General features: G+C 45.3%; 10 protein-coding genes. 3 read left to right on the top strand and 7 right to left on the bottom strand.

Going from position 1 to position 13,990, the window contains the following annotated elements; genetic code table 11:
- The first annotated feature begins 114 nt into the window (after positions 1-114).
- Complete coding sequence (locus ATC1_RS03350; RefSeq protein ID WP_062278377.1) at positions 115-1,074, top strand: sugar-binding transcriptional regulator; 960 nt, start codon at positions 115-117, stop codon at positions 1,072-1,074.
- A 32-nt stretch (positions 1,075-1,106) separates the two neighbouring features.
- Here the strand turns inward: ATC1_RS03350 and ATC1_RS03355 are convergent, their stop codons facing one another.
- From ATC1_RS03355 to ATC1_RS03365, 3 genes are all read right to left on the bottom strand, one after another.
- Positions 1,107-3,299: a DUF6541 family protein gene (locus ATC1_RS03355; RefSeq protein WP_062278379.1), complete on the bottom strand. Its 2,193-nt coding sequence runs from the start codon at positions 3,297-3,299 to the stop codon at positions 1,107-1,109.
- A 324-nt stretch (positions 3,300-3,623) separates the two neighbouring features.
- The gene (locus ATC1_RS03360) at positions 3,624-5,969 is read right to left on the bottom strand and encodes an ArnT family glycosyltransferase (protein WP_062278381.1); all 2,346 of its coding nucleotides are present in this window, start codon (positions 5,967-5,969) and stop codon (positions 3,624-3,626) included.
- A complete protein-coding gene (locus tag ATC1_RS03365; protein WP_062278382.1) occupies positions 5,938-6,408 on the bottom strand; it encodes a GNAT family N-acetyltransferase in 471 nt (156 codons plus the stop codon). Before ATC1_RS03365 ends, ATC1_RS03360 begins: the two co-directional genes overlap by 32 nt.
- A 513-nt stretch (positions 6,409-6,921) precedes the next feature.
- Here ATC1_RS03365 and ATC1_RS03370 point away from each other — a divergent pair.
- Positions 6,922-7,695 carry an MBL fold metallo-hydrolase gene (locus ATC1_RS03370; RefSeq protein ID WP_062278384.1) on the top strand — a complete coding sequence of 258 codons (774 nt, stop codon included), beginning with the start codon at positions 6,922-6,924 and terminating at the stop codon, positions 7,693-7,695.
- A complete protein-coding gene (locus ATC1_RS03375; protein WP_062278385.1) occupies positions 7,673-8,608 on the top strand; it encodes a DMT family transporter in 936 nt (311 codons plus the stop codon). Before ATC1_RS03370 ends, ATC1_RS03375 begins: the two co-directional genes overlap by 23 nt.
- 93 nt (positions 8,609-8,701) lie before the next feature.
- Here ATC1_RS03375 and ATC1_RS03380 read toward each other — a convergent pair whose 3' ends face one another.
- The 4 genes from ATC1_RS03380 to ATC1_RS03395 all read right to left on the bottom strand — a co-directional run bounded on the left by ATC1_RS03380 (position 8,702) and on the right by ATC1_RS03395 (position 13,979).
- A complete protein-coding gene (locus ATC1_RS03380) occupies positions 8,702-9,379 on the bottom strand; it encodes a DUF6320 domain-containing protein (protein ID WP_062278386.1) in 678 nt (225 codons plus the stop codon).
- Between the two features lie 3 nt (positions 9,380-9,382).
- Positions 9,383-10,651 carry a hypothetical protein gene (locus ATC1_RS03385; RefSeq protein WP_062278388.1) on the bottom strand — a complete coding sequence of 423 codons (1,269 nt, stop codon included), beginning with the start codon at positions 10,649-10,651 and terminating at the stop codon, positions 9,383-9,385.
- Between the two features lie 1,347 nt (positions 10,652-11,998).
- Positions 11,999-12,946 (bottom strand): ABC transporter substrate-binding protein, encoded by a 948-nt coding sequence (locus tag ATC1_RS03390; protein ID WP_062278390.1) that lies wholly within the window; start codon positions 12,944-12,946, stop codon positions 11,999-12,001.
- A 55-nt stretch (positions 12,947-13,001) separates the two neighbouring features.
- The gene (locus ATC1_RS03395; RefSeq protein WP_062278392.1) at positions 13,002-13,979 is read right to left on the bottom strand and encodes an ABC transporter permease; all 978 of its coding nucleotides are present in this window, start codon (positions 13,977-13,979) and stop codon (positions 13,002-13,004) included.
- Between the last annotated feature and the right edge of the window lie 11 nt (positions 13,980-13,990).

Consider the following 13,990-nt stretch of genomic DNA (forward strand, 5'->3'; position numbering starts at 1 on the left):
ATCATACCCGAAATTTTTGAATATATTATCAAATATGAATAATTATTCATTTATGTGACAAAATCGTGACGAAAGTCATTGATTGTCATACCACTGACGTTCAAGGGGGACAAAATGGGGAGAAAAGAAGATCCACGGCTCATTGCTCGCGTTGCGAGGTTATATTATGAATCCCGTGTGCGCCAAAACGAAATTGCTGAACAATTAGGACTTTCTCAGGCGGCTGTTTCGCGTCTGTTGACGCTGGGTGAAAAAGAAGGCATTGTCAAAATTGTCGTCAATATTCCACGCGGTGTTTATACCGAGATGGAGGAAAACCTGGTCGCAAAGTACGGGTTAAAGGATGTGGTAATTGCTGACTGCGCCTCCGAAGAGGAAGGTCCCGGCATGATTCGAGAAATCGGAGCGTGCGCTGCGAGTTACCTGGAGAATACCATTCGCCCCAATGACATCATTGGATTGTCCTCCTGGAGTTCGATGCTGATCTCCACGGTCAACGCAATGACACCTGTTCCGCGAAAAAACGGCATACAGGTCGTTCAGATTCTGGGAGGACTCGGGAATGCCAGCTCACAGAATCAATCTGCCTACCTCGCCAGCCACCTGGCTTCACTTGTCAATGGTACTGCTTACTTTTTACCGTTGCCGGCGGTCATTAAAACTGATGAAGTTTATCAGACGATTATTCAGGACAAATCGGTCAGTGATGTCCTTTCACTCTTTCCTTTCGTGAACACAGCACTGGTCGGAATCGGTGCGCTGAATCCATCCAGTCTGCTGGCAGCCAGCGGTAATGCGCTTTCCGAGAAAGATATTCGCATTTTGGAGAGTAATGGCGCTGTGGGTGACATCCTGCTGCGGTTTTTTGATCAGAATGGCAATGAGATGGATCAAAGTCTGCTGACAAGCCATGTGATTTCCATGGAAATTGCGCAATTAAAAAAAGTGGAAAGGGCTATCGGGATTGCCGGTGGACGGCGCAAATATCGTGCGATCCGTGGTTCTTTGCGCGGCAGATTGATCAACATTTTGATCACCGATCAATTTACGGCACAGCGGTTGCTGGAAGAATGAAAGCGCTTTTCTCTACCCCCTATCAGGAGAGTTCAGGCATCGATTTTTCGACGGCGAAAAAGGAGGATCAGAATCAGTGTGATTAAGCTGACTCCCTCTGAAATGCGCTGCACAAGCGTTTTGGCATACCACACAAAAAGGGTTCCACTTTTTACATCCGGATCGATCTGTACACTAGTCAATCCGTGTGGCCCCTGAAATACTTTTTGCTCTGATGGATCGTTGCTGTTTTGTTCCAGTCGCGCTCGATATCCGGTGTAATACAGCAAAGGGATTTCCACCAATACGGGATCCGCAGGTTCGCTGTTGATTTCGAAATCCACGGAAAAAGTAAGACCTTTCCGTCGAAAGGATTTGGTCACATAATCCGAGACGGATGCCAGCACCGTATTTCCATTCTTATCAATGAACTCACTGTCAGCATTTATTGGCAGCCATTCAGCTCCGGAAATGCGGTTGCTTTCAAGCTGAAAATCTTCTCCATGGTACATCTTTTGATTCATGAGATGAGAAAAGAACGGGATCACGCCGATCAGGCAAACAGTCAGTGTTCCCAGAATTACCCATGCATGTTTTTTAGAAAAAAGAGTTTTCCAAATCAGACCACCAAGTGCGGCGAAACAACACACAGGAATCATCAGTGTCCGCCAAGGGAATTGAATCCGGTTATAAAACCATGCAAAGTGTAACCACGGAAAACGATTGGTACTGGCCGCCAGAAAGAGCAAACCTGTCAGGAATAGCGGAAGCGAAAATCGGAACAAGTTATTCTGTTGGCGTATTTTTTTTGCAGCAAATAAAAAGATCAATGGAATCAGAATCAATGGATAACCAAAATAAAGCCGCTGGTAAATATTGTTATACTCAGTAAAAAAAGAAAAAATTTCGCGCAGAGTTAGCAGATAACTGCTATTGATTTGATCCGCCTGATTGGAAAACAGAAAATTGGCTTTAATCGGATTGGTCAGAATTTGTTCTAACATCGGACCCCAGAAAAAAGCCGTGACCAATACGGTTACGATAAAAGCTTTTCCTATAGCGATTGGAATTCGGCGATCTTTAACGATCCGATCAAGATAAAAAAGCAGGATGAACATGGTCATGACCCCGCTGATCGCCAACCCAATCAGATGGGACAACAGCAATCCTGCGAAACCGGCAGCAAAAACCAGCCAATGGTCTGGTCGGTTATTTAGAATATCGAACAATCCCCACAAAACAAGCGGAAGAAAGATAAAAACCTGCATCTCTCCCAACGCTCCGCGGAAGTAAATCACTGCCAGCCTGTAGACTGCCAAACTGTAAAAAATTGCTGCAACCAGGCCAGCAAAGCGCGACTTAGCGATGCGGCTGATAAAAAGATACATGCTCAGCATTGAAAAGAAGTTGCACAAAAATGTAAAAATTTTATATGCGGTGAGAATATGGAAACCCAACAGCCGCAGAATTGCCGGAAAATACAGGAAGAGATCCGGATAAAACAAGCCCGAGCCGTACCCGTAACCATTCAATGTGTATTCATAAATTCTTGCCGGCAGATAACCAGAAACAAGACTCTCTTTGATGCCTTCGATGCGCATCAGATGAAAAATCAGATCCGTCGACTGCGGAAAACCGCTGTTGAGTAAGGGAGCAGAGACTATGAGGGATACCAGAAAAATAAAAAGACTGGTTTTCTCGGTGAGCGGTTCGGCAAATCTGCCCATCCGTTTTCGGTATTGCGCCGTAGCGAATACTCGGAAATATAGCAAGATCAAAAATGCCAGCAATACAAGCGAACTAAACAGGTGTCGGATGATGTTCTCTTTTAAAATGACGAAATCGGATATGATCTTGATGTGTTCAATACGAAAAGCACCAGAAGACTGACTGTAATAGACCCCGATTTGCATATCTGCGGCGGATGTTTCAATTGAAAAAGGGATCACATCATCGATCGTTCCGACATCAAAGGTATCCGTTTTGACCAGCTCTCCATTCAGATATAGATTGTAGCCGTTGTACTTATTCTCATTGACACCGGACAGAACTGCCCGGTAGGATCCCTGAGACAATCGGATGCGCTGTGTCACAGGTTGATTGCCTCTGGTATCGGAATCGGGATAGAAGGATCTGCGAACAGGAATGACTTGTTCAAAATGAAACATGTCCATATTGACAAGAATCAGAATGATTGTGCAAAGGATGAACCATGCAGTGATATTTTTATATTGATGTTTCTTCATCTTTCCATGTAAGTCCGGATTCTGATTAATGATTTTACGTCTATAGTAAAAATTTCTTTGATAATATGTCGAATCAATGGTTGTACTGAAGAATTCGAATTTCCCGTCTGCTTTTCAATTTTCCATAGTCAAGGAAAAACAGCAATTCAAACTATGATGGCGTGTCTTGTAGTTCATTTATCCGTGTGCGAAGCACATAAATAGATCGACAATGGAAATTTGCAATAGATATTAATTCTCAACTATTCGAAATTCGAATTTATTTGAATCAATCGTGTAAAATGCATTTATTTTAACGATTCATCCAAAGGTATTGAGTTTTTTTCATTCCTTTCCATAACCTTCTGGCCAGATTGCATCGGTCGGTCCTTGATTGACGACAGCGGACAAATCAATCTGATCCAGGAGTGCTTTGACTGCCTGTAAATTGAAATGGCTGCTTTTCTTGAAAATCCAGACTGGTGGATGATCATAGACGCTGAATGCTTCCTCCGCAGACCAGATGCTCAAATTTTTAATCGGCAGCTGCGGCTGCTGATTCCAGGATACTGTGCCGGCCAGGTCGGAGATAACCAGCGGACCGATGCGAAACGGACGCTGAAACGCTGCCACTAGTTCAAAGCCGAGATTGCCGTCAAACAGCGCCTCATAATACGCTATGGTCATCGGGTACGTCAATGGAATTCTGCAGACACTCCACATGCCCCGCTGGCTGGGCAAGATCAAGTAATCGGATTTATCGAGTGTATCCAGCAGCATTTTCTTTTTTTCTTCGTTGTCGCTCCAGCGCACCTGGTTGGTTATTCCGTTATACAATTGGCCGAAAGGATCGTATCCATCCAGAGGAAACGGCAAACCTTCATCCCAATTTTCATTGGCGATCACGTTTCTCCGCAGCATGAGTTCCGATCCTGAACGCAGGTTCACCCGAATGGAATAACGCTCCCCTTTTTTTAAATAGGTCGAATTCAGTGGGATATCCACCGAACCGTCCTCCAGTTTTTTGGGAAGCGCTGCAATCGAATCCGATATCACTTGCTGATAAGGATCGATGATCTGAACTTCCAGCATTCGTGTTTCTTCTGATTGAGAAACGGAGCGGACATGCGGCATGCTCAATTGGAAGATCCGGATATCGCGGGCGGGAATGAATGTCTGCTCAAAGGTGGTTTGTATGGAAAGCGGCACGACACTGTCGGCGTTGACCGGGATACTGATGGGGTTCTCTCCGCTTTCATCCGTACCGGCAAGTTGAAAGACGGCTGGGATGTTCTCGTAGATCCAGCGCACCGCTTCGACACGGGAGTGTTCCTGCCCATAAATGGTATTTACGAATACCGCTGCCCAGATAATAGCGCCGGAAAGGACGAAACAGGTTGCTGCAGCTGGAAATGCTTTTTTCCAGCCATTTGCTCGCTTCCAGAATGCTGTCAGTCCCCAGGCTGCCAACAGACAAAACGTCGGGTAGACCGGCAGCATGTAGCGGATACACTTAACAAAGCGTGTCCCCATAAACAGAAAGAAGAAGAAGGACCAAACGACCGGAATCAGCAGGGCTTTCCATTCGCTGTTTGTTGAACGGATAATGCGCAGAATTGCGTATAGTCCGGCGATCCAGACGGCAATTCCCAGTGGGACGCCCATGCCGTAAAAAATCATATTGATCAGCGGAAAGAGCACTGGAATACGGTGTGCCCATTGTTCAGATGGCGGACCTCCGCCGATTCCACTGGATTCAGCGGCAGCCACTTGCATACTATCCCACCAGTCTCGATTGATATGCCAGGTCAACAAGGACGTATTTCCGGTAGGAGCGCGAAAACTCATCGGCTGAAAAAGGCGGAAGGATAAGACCATCATGATGGCGCTGAACAGGCACATTCCAAGTGCCAGCAGGATAATGCGCCTGAGTTCTTTTTTTGAGCTCAGCTTTTGCTCTGCGATGGCAATGAATGCTGCAACAACGACCATCATGCCCAGTACGGCATGGTTGATTTTACAGCTGATCGCCATTCCCAGAAAAATGCCGAAAAGGCCGAACCATAGCCATGCTCGGCTGGTGATCTGCCAGATGCCACGTGTGTCTTTTCGGATTATATCGGATTGGGAAATTTTTACAGCTGCCAGCAGCGTCAGCATGCAAAAAAAGACAGCAAAGGTGTCGACAGTCATAAAATGGGACTGCTGTATCTGCATCACTGCCATACTGCTTAATGCGGTACTCAATAATGCCATGGTGACACTATGGAACAGCATCCAGGTCATTAGAAAAAGCAGGATCAGCGTGCCGGTATCAATTATCGCTGAAACATACCGACCTGTGCGCCGCAATTCGGTATAGCCGGTCGTGTCGACGGCTTCTGCCGTCAGGCGGATAATCAGCATCGGAAGCTGTCCCCAGCGCATTCGGTTATCTGGACCATCGACGGTTTTTTGACCGTTCAGGTCGTATTGGTTGTAGGGACTGAGTGTTGATTCACGCGTATTAAAATAATTGCTGATGGATCGTGGAATGGAAAGTCGTGTCAGTGTATTGGTCAGTCCATATTCATCTGGATGCAACAGTGCACCGGAATCCCAGTCCATGTTGGTAAAGCGGAAACATATACCGGTAAAAATGATGCACAACAAAAAGAAATTAAAGAGCGTCTGATATCGATTCTTGTTCATTTTTTTCCATCACAATGGCATCGCAATGATCGGCATAATAAGATGGCCAGATCCCGACCTCGCGGTAGCCAATATTTTTATAGAGATGAATTGCTTCATGGTTCTTCGTGCTGACGCATAAACGAATTTTAAGCGGCAACAAGGCTTTTTCGCATGCTTTCAGTAGAGCCGATCCAATTCCTTGTTTACGGTATTGCGGAAAAACCCCCAAGGTGATGATCCAGCCGGTTTGTTCGGATTTGCGGATTTCAGCCGCGGCAAATCCAGCCAGTTCTTCGCCATAGGCGGCTTTATAACGGATGATGTCTGAGGCGATCAGTGTGCCGGCTACGTCCAGAAATGTCCAGGCATCTTTAGTAAAGCAAACCTGCTCCAGTTTGAGAATTGCATTTAGATCACGCAGCGAAGCTTTGGTAATGATAAAACCCATATTCATCATTTTATCTCATTCTTCCGCGATGTCATTAATTCGAAATATGAAACAGAAAATCCAAATTTGGAAAGATTTACTTGTTGTTGTGATGTCTTTGAGTGAAACTCAAAAACATCACAACAACAAACTTTCTCAATTTATTTGAAAAGGATGTCAATATTTCGAATCGCTGCCGCGATGTATTTCATTGTGAGCCTTGTAATGGAAAACCTGTCATTGCGAGCCCCGCAGGTGGTGTGGCAATTTTCTTGCTCCATCAAGTAAAGGGGGCTGTACGAATAGAGATTGCTTCGTCGGGCGGATACCCTCCTCGCAATAGCAGAATACTGTCTAAACTCCGCAGATGCGAAGAAATATATTGGTAAAACACATATTCACCATTCTATCTTATTCTTCCTGTCATTGAAAATTTTCTCTCTAAATCTGGCGATATACCAACAGCTTCAATCAATATTTCTTTAAAAATTCACCCTCATGTAAGTTTTTTGAATTTCCATCTCCTCAGTTATAATCATTCGAATGATTCGAACAACTCACATTGATGATTTTTTTACGATTGCGCAGGCAGATTTTTTTCCCAATGAAAAGTTACAGGTTAACAGTGCCATTCTGAAAGGCAGGGATTATTGTGTTGTCTGGGATACATTTTCCTATCCCAGGAATATGATGGAATTCTCTCAACATCTTGAGAAAAAAACTGCGATGGCTGTGTATAGTCATGCTGACTGGGATCACTGCTGGGGCACTTGTGGATATCCTTTTGAGCATGTGGTTGCACATACCAATTCATTGGACCGTTTTGAAAATGAACTCCCATCCACATTGAAGAAGATGCGGAACGAGCATGCGAATGGCTGGAAGGGTGTCAAACTGATCACACCGGACGTCACTTTTGATGAAAAATTGACAATTGACATGGGCTATTATTCCCTGGAGCTTTATCAGTTTCGCGGGCATACTTCGGATAGCATCGTTGGTTTCATCCCGGAGTGGGGTGTTTTACTGGGCGGGGATTCGTTTGAGGCGGTGCCTGTGATCAATGATCCGGCTGAGGTCCCGCTCTGGCTTCACAACCTGGAATCCTGGATTAAACGCAGCGATGTGAAAAAAGTTTTCCCGGGGCACGGCAGTTTGACCGATAAAACCATTATGGTAAAGAATTATGAATATTTGCAGGGATTGTCAGAGAAAAAGATGCTGCCAGCTCCTGTGGATAGTAAATTTTACCAGCAAGTTCACACGGATAATCTGAAAAAGATGGGAGTTGTACTTGGAAAACAGTCAAAATCTTGAGAATGTAAAAACAAAGCAATTCATTTCCGAAGGGATGCTGCTGACGACAGCAATTATTTGGGGCAGCGGATTTATTCCTCAGAAAATTGGCGCGGATAATTTATCCGCTTTTGCATTTAATGGCATTCGTTATTTACTTGCAGCTCTTTTCATTCTTATTTTGGCTAAGTTTCAACTTCCTTTTTTCAAGGAAGGCGGACTGCTGACGTTTTTCTCAGGATGTATACTATTTATTGCAGCGGCGCTTCAGCAGTATGGTATGAAACAGACGACAATCGGTAATGCCAGCTTTATCACAACCATCTATGTAGCACTGGTCCCTTTTCTCTCATTTCTTTTTTTCCGACAGAAAATTAAACGTAGCGCTTTTATCGCGGCAATTTTTGCAATCACTGGATTGTACTTTTTAAGTACGGCAGGCAAACCGCTGGATCATTTTGCCATTGGTGATGCAATTGTTTTTATCGGTTCCAATTTTTGGGCACTGCATATCATAATTGTCGGTAAAGCATCCAGAAAGACGGATCCGATTCAATTTTCAGCCGGGCAATTTCTGGTTTGCGCTACTTTAAACTTACTGTGTTGGGGAATTTTTGAACAGGGCGACACAAACGGCAAATTGGCTTTCACCTTTCCGTTTATTCTTTATTCCGGAATTTTGGTCATCGGCGGGGGGTTTACGCTGCAGGCAATCGGTCAGAAATATGCCAAGCCGTCCAAGGCTGCTATTATTCTTGGACTTGAATCGGTTTTCGGATCCATTTTCGGAATGATTTTCATGCATGAGACATTTACGGGAATTCAAATCTTTGGCGCTGTGTTGATCTTTATCAGCGTGCTGGTGGCTGTTCAGGATGATCGTGCGTGGAAGGATACTTTATTGTTCCGGATTTTAAACAGTTTGAAGACTTAATTTCAAGTCTGAATTTTACATCATTCAACGATGTATATGAGCTTTTTCAAAATCCAGCGATTCAAAAAGTAAGTTAATAATTCCATTTCCTGGCTACAGATTCATTCTTTTACGAATTTCTTTTTTTAATTTATCGCGTCCGAAGATGAATAAACCGCAGATCAATAAGACGGCGAACATCATCGCAGTGTAGCTCGGCCAGAGCACATCGATAACACCGAACGCAATCAGAATCAGCGGGTAAAAACCGATCACAGCCATGATAACTGCAGTGATCAGGTAATCATGCCAGGCGATACGATAGATGATCACAAATAAAACAATAACGATGGCAACTGCGACATATAGCAGCGGATAGACATAATTAAGAGACCAGCCTTTATTGCCGAAAATCCGATCGATCAGATACAGGTAAATCTGAACACCGATCATCTGGTCAATCAGCATAAAATTCAGATTCATTGTCTTCAACAGCGGCAGACCTACCAGCAGCCAGGAAATGATGATCCCGCCAGCGACGACCAGTGACCAGGGCAGACCGTTCCACGTGAGCACATTCACAAAAAAACAGATCAATGAAGCTGCAATCGAAATAAAGAAGAAAATTTTCGCAAGAAAATTCATCTTTCTTTTCCCGTGTCTGTTTTTGGAATAAGATGGGTACAAAAGGGTGGTTTCGGACTGTCCCAATTGATTCAATCCAACACCGCATAAGGGACAGCGGATGGCATTGGTGTTCACCCAGACATTACATTCAAGGCATTTTTTCATCTATTAACCTTCACTGGTTTCAATCGTGACTTGCAGCCCATCTTTTGCTAAAAAGCGGAAGAATTCTTTTTCCAGTGTTGTCTCTTTAATGGAGGACGAAAAAGTAATTGAAACAATCCCTTTATATGAGCAAACGCTGCAATTCACCGGAATTTTATCCGAAGTGCTGAGCCCAAAATCAAAGCGAGCGATGAAAGGCCGCATGGAATCTGGAATCCCGATCACACCGATATTGGAAAGACTGCAGGTGAAAAGGTCTTCGCCGATCATCTGGTGAACTTGTCGGATGACCGCCAGTTTCACATCCAACGGCACCGCGCGGATGGCAGCATTTTTTTCGAAGGAGACGTTAGGATTCATTCTGGCAAGGATTTTTTCTCTTTGAAGCTGCTCCTTCATCTGTTCCGATACTTTTCTTAAAAGTGATTCAAAGCGATCATCTTTTTGCTGATATTTCTCACCGATGTTCATATAAAAAGAGAAATTACGAACAGTCCGGCTTGGAAAAATTGCACGCAGGTTAATCGGAACCGATATTTTTACAATATCTTCCGACTTAATCAGGGATTCTGAGGCGTTGAAATAAGCTTTAATTAAAACTGCTGTCAAGTATTCGGTCACAGTTGCATGATATGCATGAACTTTGTCCAGCAGATCTTCTGTGGATATCAATCCGTGGATCAGACGCGAATGTTGAAACGGGAGACTGCTTCCGGAATAATGAAATGCTTTTTCCTCAGCACGGCTAGTCACGATTTTTGGATCATAATAGCGGACAAAACTGTTTTCAGTTTCTTCAGGATCAATTTTTGTCTCTAAAGTCCGTATCAGACCCTGTGTAGCGACAACTTTTCCCTGAAGACTGAGATAATAGAATACCAGGGTCTTCAAGAACTCAATTCCTCCCGTAGCATCCGCGATTACATGGAAAATCTCCAAATTGATCCGTTTGCCAAACCAGGTCACTTGAAAGAGAAAGTCGTTGTTTTTGGATGCGTCCAGCATCTGGCAGGGGTAAGCGGTTTCTTCACTGACTGTTGGATGGTTGGTGTTCGGTTCAAAATAATTCCAGAATACACCCCGTTTCAATCGGACATTGAATGAAGGATAGCGCTGAATCGTGACATACAATGCGGTTTGCAGCATTTCCGGATCCACTGGATCGGTCAAAGTACAGCTAAGCCGAAAAACACTTGCTTGTTTAGGAGACATTATCGCAGGGTATAGTTTTGCTGCCGTATCTAATTCAAACCACGTATCTTCTTTTTTCATTCCCAACTCTGATTATAAAAAGTCTTAATCCGTTTTGTGCAATTTATTGTACATCTCAATTATCTGTTTTCTTATTTAATAATAAAGATTGCTTCGTCGGGCTTATGCCCTCCTCGTAATGACAGGTCGTGACGGGAGTCACACAGAGGCGATATTTGTCATAGCGAGCCCCGTAAGGGCGTGGCAATCTCCTGCCATAGTTGAAAAGATTGCTTCGTCGGGCTTAATCCCTCCTCGCAATGACAGGTCGTGACGGGAGTTACACAGAGGCGATATTTGTCATTGCGAGCCCCGTAAGGGCGTGGCAATCTCCTACCAAAGTTGAAAAGATTGCTTCGTCGGGCTTAATCCCTCCTCGCAATGACAGGTCGTGACGCGAGTCACACAGAGGCGATATTTGTCATTGCGAGCCCCGTAAGGGCGTGGCAATCTCCTGCCATAGTTGAAAAGATTGCTTCGTCGGGCTTATGCCCTCCTCGCAATGACAGGTAGTGACGGGAGTCACACAGAGGCGATATTTGTCATAGCGAGCCCCGTAAGGGCGTGGCAATCTCCTGCCATAGTTGAAAAGATTGCTTCGTCGGGCTTAATCCCTCCTCGCAATGACAGGTCGTGACGGGAGTTACACAGAGGCGATATTTGTCATTGCGAGCCCCGTAAGGGCGTGGCAATCTCCTGCCATAGTTGAAAAGATTGCTTCGTCGGGCTTAATCCCTCCTCGCAATGACAGGTCGTGACGGGAGTTACACAGAGGCGATATTTGTCATTGCGAGCCCCGTAAGGGCGTGGCAATCTCCTGCCATAGTTGAGAAGATTGCTTCGTCGGGCTAATGCCCTCCTCGCAATGACAGGTCGTGACGGGAGTCACACAGAAGCGATATTTGTCATAGCGAGCCCCGTAAGGGCGTGGCAATCTCCTGCCATAGTTGAGAAGATTGCTTCGTCGGGCTAATGCCCTCCTCGCAATGACAGGTCGTGACGGGAGTCACACAGAGGCGATATTTGTCATTGCGAGCCCCGTAAGGGCGTGGCAATCTCCTGCCATAGTTGAGAAGATTGCTTCGTCGGGCTTAATCCCTCCTCGCAATGACAGGTCGTGACGGGAGTTACACAGAGGCGATATTTGTCATTGCGAGCCCCGTAAGGGCGTGGCAATCTCCTGCCATAGTTGAAAAGATTGCTTCGTCGGGCTTAATCCCTCCTCGCAATGACAGGTCGTGACGGGAGTCACACAGAGGCGATATTTGTCATAGCGAGCCCCGTAAGGGCGTGGCAATCTCCTGCCCCATGAGAATTAAAAAGAGTCTGGCAAATGCAGCCAGACTCTTTTTTGATTGTTCTTCCGGATTATTTGATATCCTTCAGGTTTTCTTTTGTGGCAACAGTAACACCAGTGTCGACAACAAAAGCTTCTTCGTCAGCAATTTTTTCGCCATTGATCAGCTTCCAAGCTGCCTTGACGCCTTCGTTACCCATTACCCACGGATTCTGAACCATGGTTGCTTGAATTACGCCGCGTTCCACCAGATCTTTAACCTCATCGGAGAAATCGAAACCGACCACTTTAATGGTGCCGGCTTTTCCAGCCTGATCGACTGCATTGCCAGTGCCGACGGTGGATCCTTCGTTGCAGGCATAGAAGCCAGCCAGGTCAGGAGTCTGCATCATGAAGTCTTCAGCATAGTTGAGGGCTTTCTGTTTATCGCCATCGCAGTACTGCACACCGACGATTTCGATATCGGGGAATGCTTTTGCCATTTCATCGCGGAAGTCGCCTTCGCGGGTCATGGTTGTCTGGGAACCAGCCTGGGCATTGATGATGGCAATTTTGCCTTTCCCGCCCAGCAGTTTACCAAGTTCCTGAGCAGCAGTGCGAGCAGCAGCGCCATTGTCGGTCTGGTAAATCACCTGGAATTTCTTCGTATTGGCGAGTGTATCGATCAAAATCATCGGAATTCCGGCATCATAAACGGCTTCGATGGCAGGAGCAAGCGCTTCTGCATCCATCGGGGCGACCATGATTGCATCCGCTTTATTGGTGATCTGATTTTCAACCATGCTTGCCTGTACCACGGAGTCAACTTTTGTGGAAGGTGCATCGAAGACCAGTTTTACATCATTTCCTGCAGCGACTAACTCAGCTACTGCTTCTTCAGCGCCAGCTTTTACCTTCAGCCAGTGCTGGTCCATGGAATCCATCGTGATCAATGCAATGGTGTAGCTATCTGCAGCTATTGCGGTGGTGCAAATGGAAAGCAGCATAGCTAATACTAAGAACAACAACGCTTTTTTCATTTCCTATCTCCTTTAGACTATTACTCAAACTGCCCACGGCAGTTTTATTCACCAATTAATCATTGCGGCGGAACCGATCAATGAAAACCGCTCCGATGATCACAATACCAATAATCATTTTTTGAATAAATGGGGATGCACCGGATAAGTTTAATCCGTTGCGCAGTGTTGCTATGACAAGCGCTCCTAATACAGTCCCGGGGACGATTCCCTCGCCTCCCAGTGTGCTGGCGCCGCCGATAACAGACGATGCGACTGCATCCAGCTCATAGCCATCTCCTGCTGTGGGAGCGGCAGAAATGACATTGGCTGTCATGATCATGCCCGCCCAGGCTGCCAAAAATGCGCTGATGGTATAGACGATTATCAATGTCTGATTCACATTGACGCCGGACAGACGAGTGGCTTCATAATTGGATCCCATCGCGTAGGTGTATCGTCCGACTTTTGTTTTTGCCAGTACAAAGCCAAAAATCACCGCCAGAATGAACATAATCCAAACTTGATTTGGAACATTAAACAGCCAATTTCGCTGTGTACCAATTTGTGTAAAGGATTTTGGCAGGCTTCCGATCGGAATTCCTTGCGTCAGGAACAGAGCCAGACCGCGAATCGTGGTCATCGTTCCCATTGTCGCGATAAATGCAGGAAGCTTGCCGTAAACGATCAAAACACCATTCAATACACCGACACCTGCGCCAAACAGCAATCCTGCAATCATCGAAAGCCAGACTGGCCATCCTGCACGCATACAAATTGCAGCGACGATACCGGAACATGCGATTACGGAACCGATGGAAAGATCAATACCGGAGGTAATCAACACAAAGGTCTGTCCGATAGCAATGATGATAATCGGTGTCGCCTGTTTGAGAATATTTAAAATATTCATTGATGAGATAAAATTCGGATTGGCAATTGTAAATACAATTGCCAAAACAAGGAGTGCACCTGCTGTACTGACGATTTGTCTCGTTTGTCGGGAAATCTTTCTTCTTTTATTCATGGTTGGTTTTGCTGCAGCTTGATTCATAGGATCCTCGT

The sequence above is a fragment of the Flexilinea flocculi genome, from assembly GCF_001192795.1.
In the GTDB taxonomy this organism is placed as follows: Bacteria; Chloroflexota; Anaerolineae; order Anaerolineales; family Anaerolineaceae; genus Flexilinea; species Flexilinea flocculi.

What these genes read in the sequence shown, in the direction of transcription:
- ATC1_RS03350 (WP_062278377.1), top strand. Translation starts at nt 115, where the DNA reads ATGGGGAGAAAAGAAGATCCACGGCTCATTGCTCGCGTTGCGAGGTTA.
- ATC1_RS03355 (WP_062278379.1), bottom strand. Translation starts at nt 3,299, where the DNA reads ATGAAGAAACATCAATATAAAAATATCACTGCATGGTTCATCCTTTGC.
- ATC1_RS03385 (WP_062278388.1), bottom strand. Translation starts at nt 10,651, where the DNA reads ATGAAAAAAGAAGATACGTGGTTTGAATTAGATACGGCAGCAAAACTA.
- ATC1_RS03395 (WP_062278392.1), bottom strand. Translation starts at nt 13,979, where the DNA reads ATGAATCAAGCTGCAGCAAAACCAACCATGAATAAAAGAAGAAAGATT.
- ATC1_RS03360 (WP_062278381.1), bottom strand. Translation starts at nt 5,969, where the DNA reads ATGAACAAGAATCGATATCAGACGCTCTTTAATTTCTTTTTGTTGTGC.
- ATC1_RS03370 (WP_062278384.1), top strand. Translation starts at nt 6,922, where the DNA reads ATGATTCGAACAACTCACATTGATGATTTTTTTACGATTGCGCAGGCA.
- ATC1_RS03380 (WP_062278386.1), bottom strand. Translation starts at nt 9,379, where the DNA reads ATGAAAAAATGCCTTGAATGTAATGTCTGGGTGAACACCAATGCCATC.
- ATC1_RS03390 (WP_062278390.1), bottom strand. Translation starts at nt 12,946, where the DNA reads ATGAAAAAAGCGTTGTTGTTCTTAGTATTAGCTATGCTGCTTTCCATT.
- ATC1_RS03365 (WP_062278382.1), bottom strand. Translation starts at nt 6,408, where the DNA reads ATGATGAATATGGGTTTTATCATTACCAAAGCTTCGCTGCGTGATCTA.